Here is a 24,615-nt window from a genome sequence, read left to right as displayed (position 1 = left end):
AATAGGTCTCGATGGGAGCAAGCTATGCCCGACAGGAAGTCACCGTGACCTGACTCACGGTGATGCTTCGCGCCCTGCGTGGTCGCTGCTGCCTGTCGGTCGGCCGGTCGACCCCCCATCTCCTCCGGCCGGGGCCGCCGTCCCGATCTCCCCGTCGGGCGCGGCGGTCCGCTCCCCCTCCTCAACGAGCCGAGGCCGCGATGCGCCAGAACGTCACCGCAGAAAGCCCCACCGAGCACCACCCTCTCGACACCGTTCCCGAAGGGGTGCGCGGCGAGGCGACGTTGTCCCTCCGCCGAAGTCCCCAGATCGGTGGCCGTTCGTCCAGCACGGGCGACGACCGCTGGGTCGGCCACCTGCGTGGCGTCTGCCGTGCCCAACTCCGTTTCTGGGGGCTGGCCGATCTCATGGACAACGCGCAGCTCCTCGTCAGCGAGCTCGTCACCAACGCGCTCCGGCACGGGGACAGCCAACGGGTCACCTGTCGGCTCCTGTTCGCCGATGACCTGGTCACGATCGAGGTGGACGACGGCTCGCCCGGCCGCCGGGCAAACCTCACCACGGCCGGTCCGGAGGACGAGAGCGGACGCGGCATGCTCATCGTCGCCACGCTCGCCTCCGCGTGGGGAGTCGGGCCCGACGGTACGAAGACCTGGTGCACGCTCGCCGTGCCCGCCGACCCGGGAAGGGGGCGACGGTGACGGGGCGGCCCCTCGAATCCGCGGCCCGTTATCAGGCGCGGGTCGTCGCGGAGTGGTCGTCGGCGGCGGGGAGGTGGGACACCCGGATCGTTCTGGGGGCGTTCGACAGCCCCTACCCCGGCCGCGTACTGCGGTGGCTGCGGAAACAGGCGTTCCGCATCGCGGACGGCCTCGACCCCGACCCGGCCGTGGGCCCCATCCGCCCCACGGCCCTCGACGTCGTCCCGTTCCCGGACCACGACCTGCCCCACGACGCCCCGACCCGTCTTCGCCATTGGGCGCTGCGCGAGGACCACGGTCCGACGGTGCGGCGCCTGCGGGTCGGGGGCGCGGTCCGGGTCGTCGCGGCGGACCACGCCGAGCGGTACGTGCTCACCGCCTGGCTGAAACCGGGACGTGAGCCCGGTCCCGACCTCCCCCTGCCCCGCTGGCGCACCCCCCACTGGTCCGACTTCGCGGCCCTGGCGCTGTCGTCGGGGACGACCGACCACCGCCGAACGCTTCCCTGACCCACCACACACGCAAACGCCCCGGGCGGACCGTTACAGCGGTCCACCCGGGGCTCCGCCAAGACAGCTTTCGCGACGCCCTCCTCAACGGCCCACCCCCCGAGACCGGCGCCCACTGCTACGTCTGCGGACACTGGACCACCGCCCCCGTCGTCCTCGGCTACACCAACCACAGTGGCCACGACAGCACCGGCACCAGCACCACACCCGTCACCCACCACACCTGCCCCCACCACATCGCCGAGGACGACCGCCTCGCGGACCACCCGCCACCGCACTGAACGCCTCCGGGCACCCGCTCCGGGCCTGCGGACGATCCCACCCGGAGCCCAAAACCATCCAAGGCACGACCGGTCAGAAAAAATCACACCTGTTCAAGCCCGATTTCATTTGTAGGATCACCGTAAGTCTCACAGGACCACCACGGCTCACCGGATCTCCTCCCCCGCGGCGCGCAACCAAGCGCACCGCGGTCCGCGTCTTCGCGCGTACGCCCTCGGGGGCGTCAGGGCCTACCAGGTGGGCGCGGGGGGCGCGGACAAATCGGGGTCAAGGGAAGAGCTGGTACGCATGTGGGCAGATGACGCCATGTCAGACAGAGTGCCCGGAAACAATCCGAGGCCCGGTGCGTACAACCCTCACCCGGGGGAGCGTGTCCAACTGGCGTGGCAGAGGTACTCGATTTCACAGCGGTCCAGGTTCGCGGCAGTGTCCTGCGACCGCCCCGGCGCCCCCGCGCGGTCGCCGCGCCCGGCGGCATGCCGGTGATCGCGCCCGTGCCCGCGACCCGTCCCACGCCGGTGTCCTCCTCGCGCCAGGGCGCCGAGGACGTGCCCGCGGAGGGCACCACCGTCGACCACCTCACCGAGACCTACCGCGCGCACTACCGCTCGCTGCTCGGCCTCGCCGCCCTGCTCCTCGACGACACCGCGTCCTGCGAGGACGTCGTCCAGGAGGCGTTCATCCGCGTGCACTCCGCGCGCAAGCGCGTCCGGGACCCGGAGAAGACCCTCGCGTACCTGCGCCAGACGGTCGTGAACCTCTCCCGCTCCGCGCTGCGCCGTCGCATACTCGGGCTCAAGCTGCTCTCGAAGCCGATGCCGGACATGGCGAGCGCGGAGGAGGGCGCGTACGACCTGCTGGAGCGAGACGCCCTGATCCAGGCGATGAAGGGCCTCCAGCGCCGTCAGCGCGAGGTCCTCGTCCTGCGGTACTTCGCGGACATGACCGAGGTCCAGGTCGCCGAGACGCTCGGCGTCTCCCTCGGTTCGGTGAAGGCGTACGGGTCCCGGGGGATAGCCGCCCTACGGGTCGCCATGGGGGCCAAGAAGTGAGCGGCGAACGCCGGGGCCACGACGGCCCGCCCGCCGAGTCGTCGCGCGCTGACCAGCCGGACGACGTGAACGGCGGCGGCGGTCGGGCCCGGAACGAGTACGAGCGAGACGCTGGGAACGCAACTGTGAACGACAGCCCCTCCACCGGACCCGACGACGGCTCGTCGACTCCGGACCGGGCGACCGGCACCGGCGGTCCGGACGCCGGCGGCCCGGACACCGGCTGTACGGACGGCGCATCCGAGGCCCCGCACCCCGGAGCCACCGACACCACCGGCCGCACGGACCTCATGGACCTCACGCACCGCCCCGGCGACGCCGGCAGTGGCAGCGGCAGCGGCAGCGACGAGTTCGACCTGCGGGCGCTGCTGCACGGGAGCGTCGGAGACCTGGAGCCCACCGACGGCACCCTGGAGCACCTGCGCCGCGCCGTCCCGGCCCGCCGCGCCCGCAAGCGGCAGGCCGTCGTCGGCGTCGCCGCGGCGGCCGTCCTGATCGGCACCGCGGTCCCCGTACTCGTCCACATGGCGAACTCGCCGGGCACCACGGACACCACCGTGTCCCACGTGGGACACGGTCAGGAGACCCGCGGCAGCGACGGCGTCCAGTCGGAGAAGCAGTCGAGCACCCCGTCCCGGCCGGGCAGCCGGGAGCCGTCCGGCAAGCCGAGCCGTACCGAGAAGGGCGAACGCACGGGCGGCCCGGGCGAGCCGGTGCAGGGCGCGACCAGCGGCGGAGCCACCACCGGCGGCGGCCCCGGCGGCACGACCAGCGGCGGCCCCACCGGTTCCGACCCGGGCACCGACCCCGGTACCGGTTCCGACAACGCCTCCTCGCCCAGCTGCGGTCCCACCGACCTGGGCTCGGCGGGCGCCAACGTCGGAGCCCCGGGCCCCGACGGCTCCGTCTACGGCTCCTTCCGGGTGGCCAACGTCTCCACCGGCAACTGCACGGTCGACGGCGGCGGCAGCGTCGTCGTCGCCGCCCAGGGCGCGGCCGACTCCACGCAGGTCGGCTCGCTCACCCACACCGCCGGGGACGCCGCGACGGGCCTGCCGGCACCGTCCTCGGAACCGGCGCAGCTGATCCTGAAGCCGGGCACGGCCTACGAGGTGCGCTTCGCCTGGGTGCCGTCCGCGTCCTGCCCCACCGAGGGCGGCGGCAGCACCGGCGGCCCGTCCCCCGACCCGTCGACCTCCTCGGGAACCACGTCCGGGGCCGGTGGCGGCGGGGAGTCGGAGACGGGTGGCGGCGCCGCGCCGCAGCTCGGCGCCCAGGAGGGCGTTCCGGTGGAGGGCAGCGTCGCGGTCTCCCACACGGCGGAGCCCGGCGCCCCCTCGGCCTCGACGACGATCCCCGACGCCTGCGCGGGGACGGTGTACTACACGGGAGCCTTGCCCGCCTCCTGAACCGCACCCGCTTCCGGTACGGAGTCCGGGGCGGTGAGCCCGAGGGCGACGTCCCGGGCCGCCTCGGTCTCCCGGCGCAGCAGCCGGAACCACATGAAGACCACGAACCCGGCGAAGACGAACCACTCGCCGGTGTACCCGAGGTTCTGGAACGCCTTTAGGTCGAGTCCGGTGTTCTGGGGTGCCGCCGCGGGCACGGCGGTCATCCCGGAGTCGGCCGGATCGAGGGTCACCCAGGCGTTCTGGACCTCGTACGGGACGAGGTTCACCAGCGTCGCCGCGCTGATCATCCCGACCTGACCGGCCGGCAGTCCGCCCGCGGTGCGGGCCCCGTCGCTGCCCGGGCTCTCGGACGCCTGGAGCGCGCCGGTGACGGTCACCTCGCCGTCCGGCAGGGCGGGCACCTGCGAGGGGTCCGGTTCGCCGGGCAGCCAGCCGCGGACCACCGGGAGCGCGGGTCCTTCGCCGGCGCGCAGCAGCCCCAGCACGTAGTGGCCGCTCGTCCCGTCCAGCTTGCGTTCCGGGACGAGGAACTGTTCGACGTACCGGCCGGTCGTGCTCGCGCGGGCCCCGGACGTCTCCTTGGTGACGGGGAGCAGCTCGGCGAGCGGGCGGGCCTCGGCGCGGGACTCGGAGTCGGAGCGTTCGGTCGCAGTCCGGTGGTCCTCGACCCGGTCCTCGAACCGGCCCAGCTGCCAGGAGCCCATGAACAGGCAGAACGGGATCGCCAGCACGACGAAGAGGTTGATCCCCCACCAGCGCGGAGTCAGCAGAAACCGGTACACCCGTCCCACGGTACGGGGGCCCGGCGCCCGCCCCCGCACAGGGGTCTCCTCCCGGGGGCGCCGGCCCGTGCGTCCGGCGCCCTCCAGAGGGCCTACGGGCGCAGGTGGGCCCGGGCGAAGTCCAGTTCGAGCCCGACCTGCTTGATGCGTTCGTTGACGACGAGGGACCCGTGGCCGGCGTCGTAGCGGTAGACCTCGTGGACCGCGTCGCGGGCCCGCAGCCGGTCGACGTAGTTGTCGACCTGCCGGATCGGGCACCGCGGGTCGTTGACGCCGGCGGATACGTACACCGGGGCCTTCACCGCGTCGACGTAGGTGAGCGGGGAGGAGGCGGCGAACCGCTCCGGCACCTCCTCGGGGGTGCCGCCCAGCAGGGTCCGGTCCATGGCCTTCAGCGCCTCCATCTCGTCGTGGTAGGCGGTGACGTAGTCCGCGACGGGCACCGCGGCGATGCCCACCGCCCAGGCGTCGGGCTGGGTGCCGAGCCCGAGCAGGGTGAGGTAGCCGCCCCAGGAGCCGCCGGTGAGGACGAGCCGGTCGGGGTCCGCGAGCCCGGAGGCCACGGCCCACTCGCGGACCGCGGCGACGTCCTCCAGCTCGATCAGTCCGACCCGGTGCTTCAGGGCGTCCGTCCACTCCCGTCCGTAACCGGTGGAACCCCGGTAGTTGACCCGGACCACCGCGTACCCGTGGTCGACCCAGGCGGCCGGCGCCGCGGCGAACGCGTCGCTGTCGTGCCAGGTCGGGCCGCCGTGGATGTCGAAGACGGTGGGCAGCGGGCCGGTGGCCCCCGCCGGCTTCTGCACCAGGGCGTGGATGCGTCCGCCGGGCCCCTCCACCCACACGTCCTCGACCGGTACCGAGGCCGGGGCGCGCAGGCCCGGCGGGTCGAGGACCACCGCACCGGACGTGGAGCGCACGGCCTGCGGCTCGGCGGCCGACGACCACAGGTACTCGACGCTCCCGTCCGGCCGGGCGGTGGCCCCGGAGACCGTGCCGCGGGGGGTCGCGATGCGCTCCAGGGCGCCGGAGCCCAGGTCGTAGCGCCACAGGTCGCTGCGGGCCTCGAAGCCGTGCACGACGAGCAGCGCGGACCCGTCCGGGTACCACTCGGCGGACACGTCACCGGGCAGGTCGAGCAACAGGTCGTGCTGCCGGCCGGTGGCCACGTCCCACACCATCGGCTCCCAGCGGCCCCGCCGCTGGTGGCCCACAAGCAGTCGGGTGTCCCCGGTGACGGGCGCGAACCCGAGCACTTCGAGACCCAGCTCCTCGGTGCCGCCCGCGGTGTCGTCCAGCTCGGCGACGGTGGTGCCGTCCGGCCGGATCACCCGCAGCGCCGCGTGCATGGCGTCACCGTGCTCGGTGTGTTCGACGGCGATCAGCGTCCCGTCGTGCGAGAGGTCCCCGACCCCCGCGGACTGACGGTGTCGGTACACCTCGACCGGGGTGCCGTCCGCGCCCACCACATGGATCGTGGAGCCGTCGTCATCGGTGGAGCGGCCCACGACGACCGGCCCGCCGGCCCGCCCGATCGCGAGGCCCGCCGGATAGGAGGCGTCGAGTCCGGGGACCGCGGGGGCGTCGGGCCCGGTGTGCCCCTCGGGGTGTCCGGCGAACGGCTGCCGCCGCCAGATCCCGAACTCGTCCCCGTCCTTGTCGTCGAACCACCAGATCCACTCGCCGTCGGGCGACAGCACCCCGTCGGTCGTCCCGTTGGCCCGCTCGGTGACCTTGCGCTGCGACCCGGAGTCCCGGTCCCAGGCGTACAGCTCGAACGTCCCCGTGGCGTTCGAGGCGAACAGTGACCGCTGTGGAGCATCCTCGGCCCACTCGGGCAGCGAAACCCGGGCCGCACGAAACCGCTTCTCCCAGTCGGGCATCTCGTCAGTCATGCTGCCCATTGTGCGGGCCCGGCGCCGTACGGCCCGGTCCGGCCCGACCTGGTCGAACGGTCTAGCGACCACCCCGGGCGGGCAGCCGGACGATCGCCGTGCCGCCGTCCAGATCGACCCGGGTGCGGTGCGGCGGGGCGCCGTCCTCCTCGTCGTCGCGCAGCACGAGGGAGGAGGCCCGCTCCTTCAGCTCGTGCTGCTTGCCCGGCGACAGCGCGCCGTGGAGCTGCTCGAACCCGGTCGCCGAGACCTGGCCCGCCCGGCCCGGACCCCGCCAGGGCAGGATGCCGGCCCGCCCGGCGTGCAGCAGCACCTGGTCCACGATCGCGATCGCGGTCAGCAGGACGACCAGCCCCGGCAAGGTCGCGAAGAAGACGAACTCCATTCCCCCAGTGTGCACGAACGTCCGTGTGAAGCGCGTGAGTTCGGTCGTGATCACGTGGGTCAGGGGGCGGTCGGGCGGTGCGGCCAGTCCAGCAGCCGGGCGCCGATCACCGCGGTCTGGAGGGTGTACCGGTGCACCGGGTCGGCCGGGTCCGCGCCGGTCAGCTGGTGGATGCGGGCCAGTCGGTAGGTCAGCGCCCGCACGCTCAGCGACAGCCGCCGTGCCGCCTCGGCGGTGACGCACCCGGCGTCGAAGTAGACGGTCAGCGTGTCCAGCAGCGGACGCGCCCCGCCCCGGGCCTGCTCCAAGGGGCCCAGGGTGTGGTGCACCAGCTCGGTCATGGCCTGCCGGTCCCGGGTCAGCACCGGGAACACCAGCAGGTCGGCGGCGCGCAGCACGGGCCCTTCGAGGCCGAGCCGCTCGGCGAGGTCGAGGGCGTTCAGCGCCTCCTCGTACGAGTGCACCACGCCGCCCACCCCGGGCTGCGGGCGTCCCACCGCGACCCGGGAGCCCCCGGTGGCGGCGTACGCCTGCTTCGCGAAGTAGGTCAGTGCGTCGTCCTGGTCGCCGGGCGCCACGCACACCAGCAGTCCGTCCTTGGTGGTGACGAGGACGGTGCGGTCCCCGAAGCGGGCGATCAGGGCCTGTTCGACCCGGCGGGGCACGCTGTCCCCCTCTTCGTACGCGGTCGGGCCGGCCGCCACGGCCACCGCGTGGGCGGAGGAGAACCGCAGTCCGAAGCGTTCCGCCCGGGCGGCCAGCCGTCCCACGTCGCTGCGCCCGTACAGCAGGTCGTCGACGAATTCGCGCCGGGCCGCCGCCTCCTGCCGGACGGCGATCCGCTGGGCCCGTTCATGGCCCTCGGCGACCGCGTCGACGGCCTGTTCGACGGCGGCGAGGACCCGGTCCGGCGACCCGGTGGCCAGCGGCCAGTGCTCACGGGTGGCCGCGAGGTGCGCGGAGATCAGCGGCCTGATCCGCAAGCCCGCCTCGGCCGCCTGCTCGCCGAGGGACCGCCGCCGGCTCAGCTCGTCCCGGGTCAGCCGCCGGCCGGTCGTGGCGACGTCGGCGAGGGTGCGGGCGTATCCGTCCAGGTCGAGCAGGTGGGCGGGTATCCCGCCGCGTGCGTCCTCGGCCGCGGCGGGGGCGGGTGCCCTGCGCGCGGTCCCGTTCTCGTCCGTCATGGGCGCCCCCGTGTCGATGGATCCTTGACGCCTTTTTAACGCATGGGCGTGCCGGACCCGCCGGACGGCGGGCAGCGCGAAGGGGCCGACCGGTACGTCGGTCGGCCCCTTCGCGGGCCTCGGGTGCGGGGTCGATCAGTTGTTGCCCGCGCCGTTGCCGGACAGGATCGGGATGTCCTCCAGGATGTGCGACAGCGGCTCGTCGCCCTTGACCTGCGAGGAGTTCTCGACGCACTGCTGGTTCTGCGGCGAGGACAGGACGTTGACGTCCTGGACGGTGATCGGGATGAGACCGATCAGCGAGCCGGCGTTGACCTTGGCCGGCAGGCCGATGCACGGCTTGTTCAGCGAGCCCTGAACGAGCGCGAACTGCGGGCTCCAGTCCCCGTGGGTGGCGGAGTTCCCGTACGCCTGGGTGGCGCCGTTGCCGTTGACGGTGGTGGTGCCGGCGTCGTTGCCGATCGCCATGGCGGGGGCGGCGGCGGCCGATACTCCGGCGACGGAGGCGGCGACAGCCGCGGCTGCCCACAGCTTCTTCATGATTCTCACCCTTTCGAAAGCGGGCTCCCGTGGTGGAACCGCATGATGATCAACTGCGTGTTCGAGCCGGGGGTTGCGGCAGTTGACCCGAATGGCGGAGCGCTCGGGCGCAGTGGGAGCGCTGCCCATGACAGGGACGCCGGTCCGGGCGTTGGACCGGACATGGCTGACGCACAGGGTGGCTGGAAGAGACAGGGATTCATTCCGGTGAGCCGGCGGGCCCCCGACCGCGCTCCCGACCGCACCGCCCGCGGGGACGTCCCGGCCGGCCGGGCGCCCGGCCGGGTGGCTCCGGGGCCCGCCGGGCCGACGCCCCGCCACACGGGCGCACCGGAACCCGAGTACCGGCGGCTCGAAGAGACCTGGCGGCGCGAGGGCCGCACGGTGCCGGGCCGTCCCGACCCGGAGTGGGAGTCTTTGGTGCGGCGCGAGATCTGGCCCCGGTGATCCGGAGGCCCGAACACGCGGAACGGGCCGCCGTGGAGTCACGGCGGCCCGTTCGTCGCGGCGCCCCGGAGGGCACCGCCGGTCGGTGCGGTGGATCAGTTGTTGCCGACGCCGTTGCCCGAGAGCACCGGGATGTTGCTGAGCAGGTGCGACAGCGGCTCGTCGCCCTTGACCTGGGAGGAGTTCTCGACGCACTGCTGGTTCTGCGGCGAGGACAGGACGTTGACGTCCTGGACGGTGATCGGGATCAGGCCGATCAGCGAGCCGGCGTTGACCTTGGCCGGCAGGCCGATGCAGGGCTTGTTCAGCGAGCCCTGGATGAGCGCGAACTGCGGGCTGAACTTGCCGTGGGTGGCGGAGTTGCCGTACGCCTGGGTGGCGGCGTTGCCGTTGACGGTGGTGGTGCCGGCGTCGTTGCCGATGGCCATCGCGGGAGCGGCGGCGGCAGCCGAGGCACCGATGACGGAGGCGGAGATGGCCGCGGCGGCCATGACCTTCTTGAACACGGGATATCCCCTTCGTACTTCGCTTGCTGTGCGGCGTTTTTCGCTGTGTCGCTCCCCGGGATGCCCGTGCGGGCCGCTCCCCGGGAAACGCCGGTCCCGTGGCGCTCTGCCCGTCCCGGAGCGCCCTGCCCAACTGCCGCCGCAGGTCTTGGTTGCTGCGCTTCACTCCGACGGGTTAAGCGCACCCGGTGCGGCGCCGTCCGGGTGTTGACCCCGGGCGCGCCGCCGCGGGGCGAGCCGCGTCGGACGGTTCGGACGGCGGTGCAGGTGCAGGAACGACAGCCGGGTGACGGTGTCCCGGTCCCCGGCGCCCGCCGCGCGTCCGCCCCGCCCGCCGGCCCCGTCCTCGGCGACGAGGTCCACGTCCTCGGGGGAGATCCGCCAGCTCAGTCGGCCCACGGCGGTGTCCACCTGCACGGTCCGCCGGCCCGTCGGGTCGGGGGCGGTGATCCGGCCCGCGTGCAGCCGCGACACGTACGCGACGAGGGCGGCCCGCTCCCGGTGCAGTGCGTCGAGTTCCTCGTGGAGGGTGGCGAGCCGGTCCACGAGCCGTAGTTCCCGCTCCGACCACGCGCGCGGCGGGCGGGCGGCGACCCGACCGGTGTCGCCTTCGGGTCCGCCGGGCTGGTCGGGCTTGCTGATCACGCGCTTCACGGAATCCTTTCAGCGCCCGCCGCGGGAGGAACGCCCCCGGTGGTCCGGGAGGAAACCCGAGTGCTCGGTGTACTCCGAGTGCTCGGTGTGCTCGGGGCATTCCGAGTATTCCGCGCACATGGAGAAGGCGCCCGGGCGGCGCAGTGTTCTGAACAGAACCGGGCCGAAAGGATAATCAGATACTCACCGTGCGGGGTATCTGACGCGCTGGTTTCCGAATTCCGTGGTCAACCCGTCGCACGGCCCCGCGGACGCCGATCCGTTGGCCCGGGCGGGCGACACGAGCCGACCGGGTGAAGACCCGCAACCATTTCGGTGCGCGGCAGTTGTCCAGCAGGCACCAGCAACCTGGTCAGAAAAGGAACTCTCGCATGCTCAAGAAGGTCATGGCCGCGGCCGGTGTCGCTGCCTCCGTGGTCGGCTTCACCGCCGCCGCTGCCGCTCCCGCGATGGCCATTGGCAACGACGGTGGCACCACCACCGTCAACGGCAATGGCTCGACCCAGGCGTACGGCAACGCCAAGACCCACGGTGACGGCAGCCCGCAGTTCGGGGCCGTCCAGGGGTCGCTGAACAAGCTCTGCCTCGGCGTTCCCGTCAAGGCGAACGTGGGCTCGCTGATCGGCCTGATCCCGATCACCGTCCAGGACGTCAACGTCCTGTCCTCGCCGCAGAACCAGCAGTGCGCCGAGAACTCCTCGCAGATCAAGGGCGACGAGCCGCTGTCGCACATCCTCAGCGACATCCCGGTCCTGTCCGGCAACGGCGTCGGCAACAGCTGACCGGCCCCGGCACGGTCACCGCACGGGCCGTTCGGCTCCGGGCGACCCCCCTCCCGCTCCTCGTGAGCGGGGCCGCCCGGCCGTACGGTCCGTTCCACCGGCCGTCCAGGGGAATTCCCCCCTCCTTTCCCCGCACCGGTTCTCCTCCCTCGAACCGATGGGGACCATCCGATTCCGACAGCTCCCGAGAACCCTTCCGCGGTCCGGGTGATTCAGGTTGTTCGGGTGAATGCCGGAGGAAAGAGCACGGCTCTCGGTTTCTTCCCCCGACCGTGGTCGTTTGACAGGCCACCGGTCATGGCGCGGGTCCCGAGAACCGGACCCGCTCGGTTCCTACCGACATCTCGGCCTGACCGCAGAGAAGGGAAAACGCGTGAAGCTCAAGAAGACGGCGGCCGCGGTCGCCGGAGTGCTCCTTGCCCTGGGTGCCGCATCCCCGGCGCTCGCCGACGCGGGCGCCAACGGTGCCGCGATCGGTTCCCCCGGTGTGCTCTCCGGCAATGTGATCCAGGTGCCGGTCCACGTCCCCATCAACATCTGTGGCAACAGCGTGAACATCATCGCGCTGCTGAACCCGACCTTCGGCAACGTCTGCGTCAACAACTGACGCGCTCGGCACGGACCCCCCGAGGGACCGTGCCTGTGCCGGCCCCCGGGACCGTCCGTCGACGGTCCCGGGGCCGGCGCCCCCTCTTCGGGTGCCGTGTGCGCCCCGTCCCTACGGCGAACAGGAGACCCCTCCCATGCGACAGGCCCTCAGCAAGGGCATGCTCACGGCGGCAGCCGCGACGAGCATCCTGTCCCTGCCAGGAGGTCAGGCCCTCGCCGCCGACGCGGACGCCGCGGCCGTCGGCTCGCCCGGGGTCGTCTCCGGGAACACCGTCTCCGCGCCGATCACGGTGCCGGTGAACGTGAGCGGCAACAGCGTGAACGGCGCTTCGCTGCTGAACCCGACCTTCGGGAACGGCGCCGCCAACACCACCGGGCACGGTTCCGTCGCCGACGCACCGCACCCGGCGGCCGTCGACTACCCGGTCGGCTCGCCGTACGACCCGTACGCCCACGGCGGGCCCGGCGGCGCTGCCGCCGCACCCCAGCACCGTCCGGCCCGGGCGCCCGGGGAGCCCACGAGCAGGTCGGCGCCCGCACCCGAGTCGGCCCCCGCCCGTTCCGCCGGGTCGGGCAAGTCCGGGCAGAGCGCCAAGCACGCCGCTCCCAAGCGCACGGCGCCCAAGCACGCAGCGTCCGCCAAGCACGCGGCCCCCGGCAAGGGCGCCCCCGGCAGGACCGGTTCCGCCAAGGGCACCCCGGCCAAGGCGACCTCGGCCAAGGCGACCCCCGCCAAGGCGGCGAAGCCCGCCAAGTCCGGGAAGCACGCCAAGACGGCCAAACACGCGGCGAACGCCCCCGCGGACCGACTGCGCTCGGTGCCTCCCGTGACCCGGGCGGGCGGCAGCTCCGCCGAGGGCGCGGCCGTGGGATCGCCCGGCGTCCTCGCCGGCAACCTCGGTCAGCTCCCCGTGAGCGTCCCGGTCAACCTGTGCGGGAACACCGTCAACGTCATCGCCCTGCTGAACCCGGTGTTCGGCACCGTCTGCGCCAACACCGCGGGGGCCACCCACAACCCGCCGCCCCGGGTGACCGTCCCGCCGCAGCGCCCGACCGGCCCCTCGGTCTCCGTCGACCCGCCGCGCGAGGCGCCGCACGTCCAGACCCCCGGCTCGCCCTGGACGCCCGGACACCCCGGTGCACCCGGCTGGCCCGGCTCGCCGGAGAGCACCTCGCCGCCGCGCATCGCCCCCGCGCACGAACACCGTGCGACGCCCGGCGCCCCCGCCCTCGCGGACACCGGTGCCGGTGCGGCGACGCTCGGCATCGCCGCGGCCTCCGCCGCGCTGCTCGTCGGCGGCGGCGTGCTGTACCGGCGGGCGGCCCGCGCCGCCCGCCGCTGACACCCCCGCCCCCGAGGGGACGCGGCTGCGCCCAGGACCTCAGACCACCGCGTCGAGGTCCTGGGCGTAGTGCTGGATGGCCCGCCGGTACGCCCGCACCGACGGGTCCTCGCTGGTGGTGGCGACCAGCTCCAACAGCAGGCGCGCCGACTCGTGGTGGGCGCCGGTGTTGAACAGCGCCATCGCCAGGAAGGTGCGCAGGGCGCCGTCCGCCGGGAACTCGTCCGCGCCCGTCCGCAGCGTCGCGACGGCCTCCTCGTAGCGTCCGAGCACCCGGTACGTGCTGCCGAGGCCCAGGAAGGCGCCTCGGCGGTCCTCCTCGGTGAGTCCCGGCAGGGCGAGCGCCCGTTCGTAGTGCGGCACCGCCGCCGCCTCCAACTCCAGCACGTCGTGGGCCCACGCCGTCTGGTAGGCAACCTCCGCGTCGCCCGGGCGGGCGGCGGCCAGTTCCACCAGCCGGGCGCGGGCCTCCTCACGACGGCCGCCCTCGCGCAGGGCGACCGCCGCGGCCAACAACCGGTTGCGCGTCTCGTCGTTCACCGGCGCATTCTCGCAGGTGGACCGCCCGCCGCCCGGCTCAGCGCGGAAGGGTCCCGCTCACCGCGGCGGCCGTGACCGGACCGCCTGGTGCCGGGACCACCACCGGCTCGACGAGGGGCCGTTGCCGCAGGTGCCGGCGCACGCCCCGGACGAGCCCGTGCGCCGTGTACGAGGCCCCGTGCACGAAGCGCATCGACGGGCCGAACGCGGACGCGGTGACCAGACCCGCCAGGAACAGCCCGGGCCAGCTCGACTCGAAGTCCCGTCCCACGTCCGGCGAACCGTCCGCGCACGGCAGCAGGGCCGCCCGCAGATCGGGGGCGAGCACCCGCAGCCGGTCGCAGGTGGCGCGGAAACCCGTCGCGGCGATCACGTGGTCCGTCAGCAGCGGCTCCACCACGCCCGACGGCCCGCGCACCTCCAGCCGCACCCGGCCGCCGGCCGTGCGCGCGCCCACCGCCTCGTGGCCGAGCAGGACATCCACGGACGACTCGAACCGGTCCCGCAGCCACCACGCGCCGGCGGGACCCAGTGCGGTCTTCGCGACCCGGGAGCGGGTGGCCTCCGGCAACCGGCGGAACGCGCCGGGCAGTTCGCTGTACGACCAGTTGCGCCAGCCGGGGCCGAGGCCGCTGTGCGGGGCGCGGACCGACTGCCACCAGGGGCGTTCCCAGGCCGGGGGCAGACCGTTCCAGGCCAGCGCCCCGGCCCGGGCGAGGACCCGTACCCGGGTGCCCTGCTCGGCGAGGAGCGCGGCGGTCTCCAGGGCCGCCTGCCCCGCGCCGATCACCGTCACATCGCCGCCGCGGAAGCGGGTCAGCTCGGCGTGGTGGCTGCTGTGGCTGACGTGTTCGGGGCCGAGGCCGCGCAGCGGGGCCGGCACGTCGACGAACGGCAGCACCCCGACGGCCAGGGCGACCGCGCGGGCGTACAGCGACTCGCCGTCCTCGGTCACCGCTCGGAACCCGCCCGGGCAGGTGGTGACCGAGCCGATGGTCCGTTCGTCCACCGCGGGCACCGCCCGTTCGGCGAACCAGAGCCCGTACTCGGCGAACGTGCGCACCGGGAGCGGCACGCCGTGTCGGGCGGGCAGGCCGTGGGACGCGCAGTAGGCGTCCAGGCCGTGCCGGCGGTCGGGGTCGCTGAGGTGGGAGGCCCAGGGCTCCGACTTGAGGAACATGCCGGGCGGCATGTGGTCCCGCCAGGAGGCCATCGGGCGGCCGAAGACCCTCAGGTCCATTCCGGCCGCGGCGGCGTGCGCGGCGATCGACAGGCCGTAGGGGCCCGCCCCCACCACCAAGAGGTCGTCCATCAGCGGTTGCTCGCTTTCTCGTGCGGATCGTGGGGGGTGTCGGTGCCGGCGTGCCGGCGACGGTCGGTCAGTCGGCGCAGGGCGCGCAGCGCCGCGTGCCGGGGCCACAGTCGGGCCATCGCCCGGCCGGGGCCGGGGTCGTCGCGGGCCCACCAGGCGAGTTCGCAGGGTGCCGAGCGCCACGGGGCGACCAGGGCGGTCAGCGGTGCGTAGTTCTCCACCACGTAGGAGCGCCCGGGCAGCGGCCTGGGGTCGGGCAGCGGACGGCCGGTCAGGTCCAGGTGCAGGGCGCGCACCACGTCGATGCCGTGGCCGTCCGCGAAGAGCCGGAACTGCGCTCCGGGCCGCGGGTTGAAGTCGAGCAGGTGGTACGCGTCGGTGCCCGGTTCGTGGCGGAAGTCGAGGTCGAGGACGCCGCGGTAGCCGAGGACCCGCACCAGTTCGCGGGCCGTCTCGTGCAGTCGGGGGTTCGGCGCCCAGCGGCCCACCGAGGTGAGCCCGGCGCCCGGCGGCCACGCCCGGTCCTTGCACCCGGAGCCGCCGCCGCGCACCGTTCCGTTGCGGTCGGCGTAACCGTGGAAGAACCAGTCGCGGCGCGGCCCGGGCGCCAGGTACGCCTGGAGCAGCAGCGGGCTGCCCGCCTCCGTCGAGCGGCGGTGCAGGGCGGCGGCCTCGGCGGGGGAGCGCAGCAGCAGGGTGGAGCGCAGTCCGGCTTCCGCGGGCACCAGCCAGGGGCGGCTCCACTTGGCGACCACCGGCAGTCCGAGTCGTTCGGCCGCGGTGGCGGCCCGCTCGGGGCTGTCGGGTTGCACGGTCCGCGGGTGCGGGATGCCGAGGGTGCGGCAGACCTCGGCGAGCCGGGCCTTGTCGGCGACCCGTTCGGCGAGCGCGCCGGGGCGGCCCGGCAGCAGGTACGGCCCGGCGAGGTCCTGGTGCGCCCGGCTCACGGCGATGGCGCCGGCGTCGTCCAGCGGGACGAGCACGGCCGGCCGACCGATCTGCGCGGCGACCCGGTGCAGCACCTCGGTGACGGCGGCGGGGTCCGCGTCGGGCGGCGGCGGGCGGTGCGTGCGGTGCAGATAACGCGATTTCGGTACGGGACTGGCCGCGGATTCCGCGATGACGTGCACTTCGGCACCCGCCCGGCCCAATGACCGTACGGCTCCGAGGGTGCCGTGGTGGAAGGGGTTCGGGTCGATGCGCAGCAGAACGGCGGGAACCCCGGGGTCCAGTATCGACACGGAACGCCTCCACATTCACTCACCCAAGTGGGCGGACGGTCGCGCGCAGGAGGTTGAACCCCCGTTCGGCGCACTAGGGATACTTGTGACCCCGTTTCTCGGGCGACAGGGTCGAGAAGGTCAAGGAAGGCGCGCTAAGACGAATTCGCTAGGAGCGGCGCATGGTCCCTCAGCAATGCCGGACGGTTCGAGGACGGGCGGCCCGTGGACGGTTCCGCTCGCTGGCGGTGTCGGCCGTCGCCTGGGTGGCGTTCGTCTCCGGTACGGCGCACGCCGCCGGGCCGGACCCGGACCCCGTACCGTCCGCCCCGGCGGCCACCGAGCCCGCCGCCGAACCGGCCCCCGACCCCGCGTCCGAGGCGGTGCCCGGGCCGGTGCCCGAGGCCGAGCCGGCGCCCGACGGTGAGCGGTCGCCGTTCGGGGCGTACCTGGACTACGGGCCGCGGGGCGTGGAGCGGATGGCGGAGCTGAGCCAGTGGCTCGGCGGCGCGGAGCTGAAGGTGGGGCACAGCTACCTGCCCGGGGACAGCTGGGCGGGTATCGAGGGCGAGGTCGGGTTCCTGGCGGACTGGGCGGGCTGGCGCAGCGCCGACCGCGACCGGATGTTCGTGCTGAACGTGCCGATGTCCGCCCGCAACGAGCAGCCGCTCAGCGACTTCCAGGTCCGCTCGGACCTGTGGCGCGGTGCGTTCGGCTGGTACGACGGGCACTTCCGCAAGCTCGCGGAGCGGCTGGTCCGGCTCGGGCTCCAGGACACCGTCCTGGTCCTCGGCTGGGAGATGAACGGGACGACGTACAGCCATCGCTGCGCGCCGGACCCGGGCGCGTGGAAGAGGTACTGGAAGAGGATCGTCACCACCATGCGTTCCGTGTCGGGTCAGGAGTTCCGTTTCGATTTCGCGCCGAGTCGAGGAAAGGACGCCATCGGGTGGACGGCGTGCTATCCGGGTGACGACACGGTCGACATCATCGGAATGGATTCGTATGACCAACCGAGCGGTCTCACCTTCGATGAGCAGGTGAGTGAACCGTACGGTCTCCAGCATCACGTGGATTTCGCACGGGCCCGCGGCAAGCCTATTTCGTATCCGGAATGGGGGCTGTTCCGAAACGGCGACAACGCCGATTACATGCGACGCATGATCCAGTGGGTGGAACGGCACCGGCCCGTTTACCACACGATTTCCGACTACTGCCCGCACGGCGTGTGGCAGTGCGGGGCGAATCCTCAGGCGGCGGCGGTCTACCGGGAGCTGCTGTCGGACGGTCCGTCGACCGAGCTGCCGTTGGAACCCGAGCCGGTGGAGCCCGTCGACCCCGTCGCGCCGGCGGTGCCGGTGGAGCCGACCGAGCCCGTGGCACCGGTCGAGCCGAGCGCGACGGAGCCCGCCGCGGCCCCTGCGTCCCCCGCGCCCGCGGCACCGGAGTGCACCCCGGTGGGCCTCGGCGGGGTGCTCGGGAAGTGGCTGGACGGGCTGTGCGTCCCGCAGGGCCGCGGTGAAGCGGAACCCGCACGGTCCGCGGCGCCGGCGGAGCCCTGGCATCCGCTGGCGCCGCGGGACGGGTCCCGGCCGTGGAGCCCGCCGGGGCTCACCGACCTGGCCGGCTGGGCGCGGCGCCCGTAGCCCTGCTGGCTGGGCTGGCTGGGCTGGCCGGGCCGACCGAGCGGCGGCGCATGGCGGCGGTGCTGTCATGCGCCGCCGCCGTCACGTGCGCCCCCTCCACCATCCGTACCGTCCCGTGCCCCGGCGCGTTCGCGGTGGGCCCGGCGCACCCGGCGCACCAGCTCGCGCGCCCCGGCGCCGGCCAGTGCGGTGGTCAACAAGGGGCCGCCCCGCCGGCGGGCCAGCAACAACCGCTGGTTGACGACGGGCGTGGGCCGCCAGTGGTGCTTGTACGGTTCGTCGCCGCGCAACAGGCTCAGCACCCCGGGTCCGCCCGTACCGTCCCGGGTCGGCAGTCGGGCGCCGGAGCGCAGCAGCATCGTCGCCACGTCCGCCTTCCGCTCCCGCAACCCGGGGTGCGCCCCGTACAGGTAGGCCCCGGCGAACCCGGGCGCGAGCAGCGTCACGTCGACGGCGACCACCTCCCCGTCGAGACGGAACTCGGTGACCGCCGCGTGGCCGGACCTGACCATGGGCACGACGGCGCGTTCCAGGTGCGCGGCGAACCGGGGGCGCAGGTGTTCCGGCGTCACCTTGCGGCCCTGCCACTGGAGTCGGTGCAGGGCGACCAGGGCGGCCAGCGCCCCGGGGACCTCCCCGGCGGTCACCACCCGACTCCGTACGCCGAGGGCGTCGAGCTTGCGGAGCTTGGCGCGCACCCGTTGGGCGCGGGGGCGGGCGAGCCGTCCGACCAGCTCCTCCAGCGGGGCCGCCGGGAGCTCCAGGCACACCGAGTCGGCGAGCCGTCGTTTCGGTCCCGACCAGGCGGCGTACACCTGCTCGGCCGCGGCGCCGGGGCGGATCTCGCGCAGGTCCACCACGGCGCCCCGGGCCGCCCCGGCGATGCCGCGGGCCAGGGCACTCGCGGCGGGGGCAGCCCGAGCGTCGTCCAACAGGACGTCGCCGTGGTCAAAGAGGGCGCCGCCGAGCGGGACCAGCGCCGGGAGCGGGCGCCGGACCAGGGTCAGGGGGGCCGCCCCGACGAGTTCCCCGGCCTCCCGCACCAGCACCACCCGCAGCCGACCGGGCCGGCCGTACGACTGCCACCAGGAGTGCAACCAGGCGTGGTGCTGGAACGGGGTGGCCGCGTGGCAGCGGTCGAACAGCCGCTGCCACGCGCCGGCGAGGGCGGCGAACCCGTCCGGGTCGCGGCAGAGTTCGACGGTCGGCCCCGGGTCGCCGGCCGGGCCGGCCGCCCGCGGCGGGGCGGCCGGGAGGACGGCGCCGGGCGCCTCGGCTGCGGGGGTCACCGCTTCAGGTCCGCCGCCGGGGCCGGGGCGGGGACGGGCACGGTCACGACGGGCGCCGGGGTGCGCCGGCGCGGACGCACCAAGAGGGCCAGCCCGCCGAGCAGTCCGCCGGCGCTGGCCCCGACCAGGGTGGTGACGATCGGGGTGGCCGAACTGGGGGCGCCGGGCTTCATGGCCCGGGTGAACTGGAGGAGCTGCACATGGGTGCGGTCCTCGGTCTGGTTGGCGTTGATGGTCAGGGCCCGGGAGACGGCGTTGGCGATGTCGGCGGCCCGCGCGGGTCGGCCGGCGGTCGCGGAGATCGCGACCATCGGGGCGTCCGGCGAGGTCGCCGCCTGCACGCTGCGCCGCAGTTCGGCGACCGGGACGCGGGCGGCGACCTGGGCGTCCCCGAGGACGGCGAGCTGGGTGGCGACGCGGCCGTACGCCTGGGCGAAACCGAGGGCGGTCGCCGGGTCGGACTTCTCGGTCGGTACGGCGATGACGTAGCTGGTGGCCGTGTACTCGGCCGGCTTCAGCTTTCCGTACGCGCCGCCGGCCGCCGCGCCGGCCAGGACGCAGCCGGGCAGCAGGAGCCAGGCGGGCAGCCACCGCAGTCGGGTGAGCCGCCGCGGACGGCGGGGGGTCTGGTCGTCGCCGGGGGTGTCGGTCATCGGTGTCTCCGTAGGGGGTCGGTGCCCGGGCGGGGCCCGGGGGCGGGGTGGACAACGGCCACGGGGGTGGTCGGGGCGGTCAGGGGCGTCAGGGGCGGACGATCGAGGCGTAGACCCCGGCGAGGCGTTCGGCGCTGCGGGCGATGGCGTAGTGCGCGACGGCCGGGGGGACGGTCCGCTCGCGGGGGCCCGCGTCCCGCAGCCGACCGAGGGCCGCGGCGAACGACTCGGCGCCGGGGGCGAGGCGTCGTGCGTCGCCCGTCGAGCCGGGCGGCAGGTCGTCCAGTGCGGGGCAGTTCACGTACCGCACGGGCAGACCGGCGGCCAGGGCCTCCAGTACGGCGAGCCCGAATGCCTCCTCGGGCGACGGGGAGGCCAGCACGTCCATCGCGGACAGCAGGGCCGGTAGCGCGGGCGGCTCGCAGGTGCCGGCGTCGTCAGGGCCGCCGTCGGACGTGGCGGACGCCGCGGATGCGTCCGGGGCGGCGGGGCGGGCCTCGCCGGTGAGGACGACCCGGTCGGCGACCCCGGCCCGCAGGGCGGTGCGACGCAGCGCGGTCACCTCGGGCCCGGCGCCGACGATCAGCAGCCGGACGTCGGGGGGCAGCGCGGCGAGCGCGGTGACCAGCTGGTCGAAGCGTTTGCCGCGCACCAGCCGGCCGACCGCGCCGACGACGTACGCGTCCTCGGGCAGTCCGTACCGGGCGCGCACCCGCCGCCGGGCCTCGGGGTCGTAGCGCAGGGCGTCCGGGTCGATGCCGTTGGGCACGACGTGGATGCGCTGCCGGGGCACCCCCCAGCGGCGCAGCCGGTCGGCGACGGTGGGCGAGACGGCGACGGTGGCGTGGCCGAGGCGTTCGCCGGCCAGGTACAGCGCCCGGACCCCGGGGGTGAGCGGTCGGCCCTCCATCTGCCCGTCGCCCAGCGAGTGTTCGGTGGCGACCACGGCCGGCACCCCGGCGATCCGGGCGGCGATCCGGCCGTACAGACAGGCCCGGTAGAGGTGGGTGTGGACGAGGTCGTAGCCGCCGGAGCGGATGTGGGCGACGAGCCGGGGCAGCGCCCGCAGGTCGCGGTTGCCGGTCATGCCGAGGTGGGTGACGCGGACCCCGTCCGCGGTGAGGGCCTCCGCGACCGGGCCGGGGTTGGTGAGGGTCACCACGTCGCAGGGGAAGGGGAGGTGACGGAGCATCAGGCGGAGCTGTTGTTCGGCTCCGCCGATGCCCAGGCCGGTGATGATGTGCAGCGCCTTCACGGTGACTCCGGGCGGACGGGGGCGGCGGGCGCCCGGTGGGCGCCGATGCGGGGGACGGCCCTGCGCGGGGCCCCGGGTCTGCCGGCGCGGACCGGCGCCTGCTCGGGGGACGGCATGGGGCGGCGCAGCGGGCTGAGGACACGTTTCAGCTCCAGCCGCAGCCCGGTGTCCTCCTGCCCGATGTGCACCCGGGGCAGGGCGAGTTCGCCGGCCAGGGCGCCGGGTGCGATGCCGCAGCCGTAGTGGTACCCGGCGGTGCGGACGGCCGCCACCACCCGGGCGTCCAGGGTCCCGTACGGGTAGCAGAAGCCGGACACCTCGGTACCGGTCAGCTCCCGCAGCCGGACGCGGCTGTCGTGGGTCTCGGCGTGCAGGGTGGCGTCGTCGACGCGGGTCAGGTCGAGGTGGGTCAGCCCGTGCGAGCCGATCTCGACGCCGGCCGCCGCCGCCTCGCGCACCCCGTCCGCGGTGAGCAGCGGCTTGCGGACGCCCAGCGGGTCCCAGGCGTTGTCGCCGCCGAGCCGTCCGGCGAGGACGAACAGGGTGGCCCCGCACCCCCGGCGGCGCAGTACGGGCAGTGCGTGGTCGAGGAAGTCGGCGTACCCGTCGTCGAAGGTCAGCGCGACCAGCCTGCGCGCCCGGCCGGCCGCCCGGGCGGCCATCAACTCCCGTACGGAGACACCCCGCAGACCGCGCCGACGCAGCCGCGCGAGCTGGTCGTCCAGCCGTTCGGGGGTCACGGTGATCCGGTACGGGTCGTCGCCGACGCGGGTGACCGAGTGGTACATCGCGATCCACTCGGGCGCCCGCAGCAGGGCGGCGGGACCGGGGCGGGGACGGGGGGCCGCGAGGGTGGCCGCGCCGGGGGCCACGGGTGCGGTGCGGCGCGGGGGGTTCGGCCGGGGACGGGTCGGGTCAGCGCGCATCGGTGCCCTTTCGTGTTCGTGTGACGGAACGGAGGGTGCGGACGGCCCGGGCGGCACGGTGCCCGTCCGGGCGGGCGGGTGCGGTCCGGGCGTGCGGTGCCTGGGAGGCGGCGGGCCGCTCGGCCGGCGGGGTGCCGTCCTCGTGTCCCGGTAGGCCCCCCAGCAGCCGCAACGCCAGGGCGAACACCGCGGCGACCGTCAACGAGGCGGCCAGCACGGCGAACAGCGCCCCGCCGGTCCCGCCGATCGCGGCGCGCGGCCCCTCGGCCCAGGCGGCGCACAGTGCCCCCGCCCCGGCCGCGCAGCCCGCCGCGAGCACCGTCCGGGCCAGTTGCCGGGCGATCCGGCACCGGCGCACCGGGACGTTGCGCTCCCCGGTTCCGCACAGCAGCAGCACGGCGGTCAGGCTGATGCCGACCGCATTGGCGGCGGCGATGCCGCGCACCCCGTGCGGCCCGACGGCGAGGGCGCCCAGCACGGCGGTCACCACGGCCCCGAGGACCATGGCGGCCAGCGGGTACCAGGTGGCGCGCCCGGCCGAGAAGTACGAGCGGACCAGCGCGCCGACCAGGGTGTGCCCGAGCAGTCCGAGGGCGTACACCCGCATCACGCCCGCCGTCGCCGCGGTGTCGTCGGCGGTGAACGCGCCCCGTTGGAAGAGGAGCGCGACGAGGGCGGGGGCGCAGGCGACGAGCGCGGCGACCCCGAACAGGACCACCGTCGAGGCCAGGGTGAGGTCCCGCTCCACGCGGCGCCGGGCGGTGTCGGTGTCGCCGTCGGCGAGTGCCCGCGCCACCACCGGGAAGGTGACGGTGCACAGCATCAACGACAGCACCATCGGCATCTGCGCCACCTTCTGGGCGTAGTTGAGGTGCGAGATGGCTCCGGCGGGCAGCGAGGAGCCGAGGAAGCGTTCGATGAGGACCTGGGACTGTCGGCACACGCCGAACAGCAGGACGGAGACGATGAGGGCGCCCCCCGCCAACCGCGCGCCCGCGTCTGCGCCCGGCGCGTGTGGGGTGTCCTGCGTGTGTGGGGTGCTCGGGGTGTGGGGGGTGCCCGGGACGTGGGGGGTGCTCGGGGCGCTCGGGTCCTGTGGGGGTCGTCCGGGGGGCGGGACGTCCCGGAGCCGGCGCCACAGCGAGGGCGCCTGCACCACGACCATCAGCAGCCCGCCGACGGCCACGCCCACGGCGGCGGACCGCACCCCCCAGTGGCCGCCGAGCACGAACATCGCGGTGATGATCCCGGTGTTGTAGGCGATGTAGATGGCCGCCGGCACCAGGAAGCGTCCGTGGGCGCGCAGTGCGGCGCCGCAGTAGCCGCTCAGTCCGAACGAGAGCAGACAGGTCGCGGTGAGCCGGGTGCAGTCCACGGCGAGGCCCGGATCGGGCAGCCCCGGCGCCAGCAGGCCCACCAGTACCGGTGCCGCCGCGATCACCAGCACCGAGATCGCGGCGAGCGCGAGGCCGAGCCGGGGCAGGGAGGTCCGCACCAGCGCACGCACCGGATCGGGGCCGGCGTGCGCGCCCCGCGCGCGGCGGGCCAGCGCCATGCTGAACGCCGGGACGAGTACGAGGGCCATACCGTCCTCGATGAGCAGCGTCGAGGCGAACTCCGGGACGGTCCAGGCGACCAGGAACGCGTCGGTGGACCCGTCCGCGCCGAAGAGGTGGGCCAGGGTCTGGTCCCGCAACAGCCCGAGCAGGGCGCCCGCCGCGGTGAGCACTCCGGTCAGCAGTGCCGCCCGGGCCAGGAACCCGCCGCTGGGGCGCCCGGCGGGGGGTGTCGCCGGGCGCGTTGGGGGGCGCGTTGGTGGGTCGGCGGGTGTCCGTGGGGCCGGTGCTGCTGGCGCTGCCGGTAGTGCCAGTGGTGCCGGCGGGGGTCCGGAGGGTGGCTCGCCGAAGCCTCCACGTCGGTCCGGCCCTGCGGGTCCGGCCAGCGGTCCGGGTGCGGCTGCTGTGGCAGGTCCGGTCCGTCCCCCGGCTTGGGCCGTTCCGGCGGGTCCGACCGTCCCGGGTCCGGTGGGTCCAACTGCGCCGGTTTGTCCGGGGGTTCCGCTCGCCTTGGCGGGTCCGGCCGTCGCCACGGTGCTGGGTGTCGCGGCGGGTCCGACCCGTCCGCCTGTTCCGGCCTGTCCCGGGGTCCGGCTCACTCTGGCGGTCCCGACCGTCGCCACGGTCCCGGCGGGTACGGCTGTCCCGAGTCCGACCGGTTCGACCGCCGCCACCGGTCCGACCAGTGGAACCCTTCCGGCGGGTCCGGCGGGTCCGGCGGGTCCGGCGGGCTGGACCGGGCCCACCAGGCCGGTCGGGCCCACTGCGCTGCCGGTCGGGCCCGTTCCGCCGCCGACCGGGCCCACCGCACCCGCCAGTCCCACCGGGCTAACTGAGCCCACTGGTCCCACTGGTCCCACCGGGTCGACGGTGCCGACGGGGCCGACCGTGCCAACCGGGCTGACCGGTCCCGAGGGGCCAACCGGGCCCGCCGGGCTCACCAGTCCCACCGGGCCGGCTGGTCCCACCGGGCTCACCGGGCCGACCGAACTCACGGAGCTCACCGGTCCTACCGGGCCCACCGCACCCGCTGGGCCCACCGCGCTGACCGGTCCCACTGGTCCCACCGATCGCGAGGAGCCAACGGGGCCAACGGGGCCGACCGGTCCGACGGGACCGACCGGGCCCACCGCAC

General features: G+C 74.7%; 24 protein-coding genes. 9 read left to right on the top strand and 15 right to left on the bottom strand.

The features are described 5' to 3' along the window. The first annotated feature begins 200 nt into the window (after nt 1–200). The 4 genes from ACFV88_RS01285 (at nt 201) to ACFV88_RS01270 (ending at nt 3,953) form a co-directional block, all read left to right on the top strand. On the top strand, nt 201–701 hold the full coding sequence (locus ACFV88_RS01285; protein ID WP_385484663.1) for an ATP-binding protein: 501 nt from the start codon (nt 201–203) through the stop codon (nt 699–701). After that, nucleotides 698–1,210 (top strand): hypothetical protein, encoded by a 513-nt coding sequence (locus ACFV88_RS01280; RefSeq protein WP_385484660.1) that lies wholly within the window; start codon nt 698–700, stop codon nt 1,208–1,210. Before ACFV88_RS01285 ends, ACFV88_RS01280 begins: the two co-directional genes overlap by 4 nt. Nucleotides 1,211–1,875: 665 nt before the next feature. After that, a complete protein-coding gene (locus ACFV88_RS01275; protein WP_385484657.1) occupies nt 1,876–2,544 on the top strand; it encodes a SigE family RNA polymerase sigma factor in 669 nt (222 codons plus the stop codon). Nucleotides 2,545–2,669: 125 nt separating this feature from the next. Beyond that, nucleotides 2,670–3,953 (top strand): hypothetical protein, encoded by a 1,284-nt coding sequence (locus tag ACFV88_RS01270; RefSeq protein WP_385484654.1) that lies wholly within the window; start codon nt 2,670–2,672, stop codon nt 3,951–3,953. Here ACFV88_RS01270 and ACFV88_RS01265 read toward each other — a convergent pair. The 5 genes from ACFV88_RS01265 to ACFV88_RS01245 all read right to left on the bottom strand — a co-directional run bounded on the left by ACFV88_RS01265 (nt 3,926) and on the right by ACFV88_RS01245 (nt 8,745). Next, nucleotides 3,926–4,738 (bottom strand): SURF1 family protein, encoded by an 813-nt coding sequence (locus ACFV88_RS01265; RefSeq protein ID WP_385484652.1) that lies wholly within the window; start codon nt 4,736–4,738, stop codon nt 3,926–3,928. The genes ACFV88_RS01270 and ACFV88_RS01265 overlap by 28 nt on opposite strands. Nucleotides 4,739–4,830: 92 nt before the next feature. Then, on the bottom strand, nt 4,831–6,633 hold the full coding sequence (locus ACFV88_RS01260; protein ID WP_385484649.1) for a prolyl oligopeptidase family serine peptidase: 1,803 nt from the start codon (nt 6,631–6,633) through the stop codon (nt 4,831–4,833). Nucleotides 6,634–6,694: 61 nt separating this feature from the next. Then, nucleotides 6,695–7,018, bottom strand: coding sequence for a DUF6191 domain-containing protein (locus tag ACFV88_RS01255; RefSeq protein ID WP_385484646.1), 324 nt, complete (start codon nt 7,016–7,018; stop codon nt 6,695–6,697). A gap of 59 nt (nt 7,019–7,077) precedes the next feature. Next, entirely contained in the window at nt 7,078–8,202 is a 1,125-nt protein-coding gene (locus tag ACFV88_RS01250) for a PucR family transcriptional regulator (RefSeq protein ID WP_385484644.1), read from the bottom strand. A gap of 135 nt (nt 8,203–8,337) precedes the next feature. After that, nucleotides 8,338–8,745 carry a rodlin gene (locus ACFV88_RS01245; RefSeq protein ID WP_385485171.1) on the bottom strand — a complete coding sequence of 136 codons (408 nt, stop codon included), beginning with the start codon at nt 8,743–8,745 and terminating at the stop codon, nt 8,338–8,340. A 159-nt stretch (nt 8,746–8,904) separates the two neighbouring features. On the opposite strand from ACFV88_RS01245, the gene ACFV88_RS01240 reads away from it, so the two are divergent. Beyond that, complete coding sequence (locus tag ACFV88_RS01240) at nt 8,905–9,189, top strand: hypothetical protein (protein ID WP_385484641.1); 285 nt, start codon at nt 8,905–8,907, stop codon at nt 9,187–9,189. Nucleotides 9,190–9,284: 95 nt separating this feature from the next. Here ACFV88_RS01240 and ACFV88_RS01235 read toward each other — a convergent pair whose 3' ends face one another. Further along, entirely contained in the window at nt 9,285–9,695 is a 411-nt protein-coding gene (locus tag ACFV88_RS01235; RefSeq protein WP_385484638.1) for a rodlin, read from the bottom strand. A gap of 162 nt (nt 9,696–9,857) precedes the next feature. Then, nucleotides 9,858–10,340, bottom strand: a complete 483-nt coding sequence (locus ACFV88_RS01230; protein ID WP_385484635.1) for a hypothetical protein — start codon at nt 10,338–10,340, stop codon at nt 9,858–9,860. A 380-nt stretch (nt 10,341–10,720) separates the two neighbouring features. Here ACFV88_RS01230 and ACFV88_RS01225 point away from each other — a divergent pair, with 380 nt between their 5' ends. From ACFV88_RS01225 to ACFV88_RS01215, 3 genes are all read left to right on the top strand, one after another. Continuing rightward, entirely contained in the window at nt 10,721–11,131 is a 411-nt protein-coding gene (locus tag ACFV88_RS01225) for a rodlin (protein WP_385484632.1), read from the top strand. 349 nt (nt 11,132–11,480) lie between these two features. Beyond that, nucleotides 11,481–11,738, top strand: coding sequence for a chaplin (locus tag ACFV88_RS01220; protein ID WP_385485169.1), 258 nt, complete (start codon nt 11,481–11,483; stop codon nt 11,736–11,738). A 136-nt stretch (nt 11,739–11,874) separates the two neighbouring features. Beyond that, entirely contained in the window at nt 11,875–13,083 is a 1,209-nt protein-coding gene (locus ACFV88_RS01215) for a chaplin family protein (protein WP_385484629.1), read from the top strand. Between the two features lie 39 nt (nt 13,084–13,122). Here the strand turns inward: ACFV88_RS01215 and ACFV88_RS01210 are convergent, their stop codons facing one another. From ACFV88_RS01210 to ACFV88_RS01200, 3 genes are read right to left on the bottom strand one after another with little or no spacing between them, the layout of a single operon-like run. After that, nucleotides 13,123–13,623 (bottom strand): tetratricopeptide repeat protein, encoded by a 501-nt coding sequence (locus ACFV88_RS01210; RefSeq protein WP_385484626.1) that lies wholly within the window; start codon nt 13,621–13,623, stop codon nt 13,123–13,125. Between the two features lie 37 nt (nt 13,624–13,660). Beyond that, nucleotides 13,661–14,935, bottom strand: a complete 1,275-nt coding sequence (locus tag ACFV88_RS01205; RefSeq protein ID WP_385484623.1) for an FAD-dependent oxidoreductase — start codon at nt 14,933–14,935, stop codon at nt 13,661–13,663. After that, nucleotides 14,935–16,176: an ATP-grasp domain-containing protein gene (locus ACFV88_RS01200; RefSeq protein ID WP_385484620.1), complete on the bottom strand. Its 1,242-nt coding sequence runs from the start codon at nt 16,174–16,176 to the stop codon at nt 14,935–14,937. The genes ACFV88_RS01205 and ACFV88_RS01200 overlap by 1 nt, the downstream gene beginning before the upstream one ends. Before the next feature lie 161 nt (nt 16,177–16,337). On the opposite strand from ACFV88_RS01200, the gene ACFV88_RS01195 reads away from it, so the two are divergent. Then, the gene (locus ACFV88_RS01195; protein ID WP_385484618.1) at nt 16,338–17,801 is read left to right on the top strand and encodes a glycoside hydrolase family 26 protein; all 1,464 of its coding nucleotides are present in this window, start codon (nt 16,338–16,340) and stop codon (nt 17,799–17,801) included. 65 nt (nt 17,802–17,866) lie between these two features. On the opposite strand, the gene ACFV88_RS01190 is transcribed toward ACFV88_RS01195, so the two are convergent. The 5 genes from ACFV88_RS01190 to ACFV88_RS01170 form a co-directional block, all read right to left on the bottom strand. After that, nucleotides 17,867–19,090, bottom strand: a complete 1,224-nt coding sequence (locus ACFV88_RS01190) for a GNAT family N-acetyltransferase (RefSeq protein ID WP_385484615.1) — start codon at nt 19,088–19,090, stop codon at nt 17,867–17,869. Then, on the bottom strand, nt 19,087–19,743 hold the full coding sequence (locus tag ACFV88_RS01185) for a lipopolysaccharide biosynthesis protein (RefSeq protein ID WP_385484612.1): 657 nt from the start codon (nt 19,741–19,743) through the stop codon (nt 19,087–19,089). Before ACFV88_RS01185 ends, ACFV88_RS01190 begins: the two co-directional genes overlap by 4 nt. Before the next feature lie 88 nt (nt 19,744–19,831). Beyond that, nucleotides 19,832–20,998: a glycosyltransferase gene (locus tag ACFV88_RS01180; protein ID WP_385484609.1), complete on the bottom strand. Its 1,167-nt coding sequence runs from the start codon at nt 20,996–20,998 to the stop codon at nt 19,832–19,834. Then, nucleotides 20,995–21,924, bottom strand: a complete 930-nt coding sequence (locus ACFV88_RS01175; RefSeq protein ID WP_385484606.1) for a polysaccharide deacetylase family protein — start codon at nt 21,922–21,924, stop codon at nt 20,995–20,997. The genes ACFV88_RS01180 and ACFV88_RS01175 overlap by 4 nt, the downstream gene beginning before the upstream one ends. Further along, the gene (locus ACFV88_RS01170; RefSeq protein ID WP_385485168.1) at nt 21,914–23,662 is read right to left on the bottom strand and encodes a lipid II flippase MurJ; all 1,749 of its coding nucleotides are present in this window, start codon (nt 23,660–23,662) and stop codon (nt 21,914–21,916) included. The genes ACFV88_RS01175 and ACFV88_RS01170 overlap by 11 nt, the downstream gene beginning before the upstream one ends. Nucleotides 23,663–24,615 lie beyond the last annotated feature (953 nt).

The organism is Streptomyces sp. NPDC059816 (genome assembly GCF_042732055.1).
Taxonomy (GTDB): domain Bacteria; phylum Actinomycetota; class Actinomycetes; order Streptomycetales; family Streptomycetaceae; genus Streptomyces.
This window is presented reverse-complemented; position numbering and strand designations above follow the sequence as displayed.

What these genes read in the sequence shown, in the direction of transcription:
- ACFV88_RS01215 (WP_385484629.1), top strand. Translation starts at nt 11,875, where the DNA reads ATGCGACAGGCCCTCAGCAAGGGCATGCTCACGGCGGCAGCCGCGACG.
- ACFV88_RS01255 (WP_385484646.1), bottom strand. Translation starts at nt 7,018, where the DNA reads ATGGAGTTCGTCTTCTTCGCGACCTTGCCGGGGCTGGTCGTCCTGCTG.
- ACFV88_RS01195 (WP_385484618.1), top strand. Translation starts at nt 16,338, where the DNA reads ATGGTCCCTCAGCAATGCCGGACGGTTCGAGGACGGGCGGCCCGTGGA.
- ACFV88_RS01225 (WP_385484632.1), top strand. Translation starts at nt 10,721, where the DNA reads ATGCTCAAGAAGGTCATGGCCGCGGCCGGTGTCGCTGCCTCCGTGGTC.
- ACFV88_RS01285 (WP_385484663.1), top strand. Translation starts at nt 201, where the DNA reads ATGCGCCAGAACGTCACCGCAGAAAGCCCCACCGAGCACCACCCTCTC.
- ACFV88_RS01185 (WP_385484612.1), bottom strand. Translation starts at nt 19,743, where the DNA reads ATGACCGACACCCCCGGCGACGACCAGACCCCCCGCCGTCCGCGGCGG.
- ACFV88_RS01240 (WP_385484641.1), top strand. Translation starts at nt 8,905, where the DNA reads ATGGCTGACGCACAGGGTGGCTGGAAGAGACAGGGATTCATTCCGGTG.
- ACFV88_RS01175 (WP_385484606.1), bottom strand. Translation starts at nt 21,924, where the DNA reads ATGCGCGCTGACCCGACCCGTCCCCGGCCGAACCCCCCGCGCCGCACC.
- ACFV88_RS01260 (WP_385484649.1), bottom strand. Translation starts at nt 6,633, where the DNA reads ATGACTGACGAGATGCCCGACTGGGAGAAGCGGTTTCGTGCGGCCCGG.
- ACFV88_RS01205 (WP_385484623.1), bottom strand. Translation starts at nt 14,935, where the DNA reads ATGGACGACCTCTTGGTGGTGGGGGCGGGCCCCTACGGCCTGTCGATC.
- ACFV88_RS01250 (WP_385484644.1), bottom strand. Translation starts at nt 8,202, where the DNA reads ATGACGGACGAGAACGGGACCGCGCGCAGGGCACCCGCCCCCGCCGCG.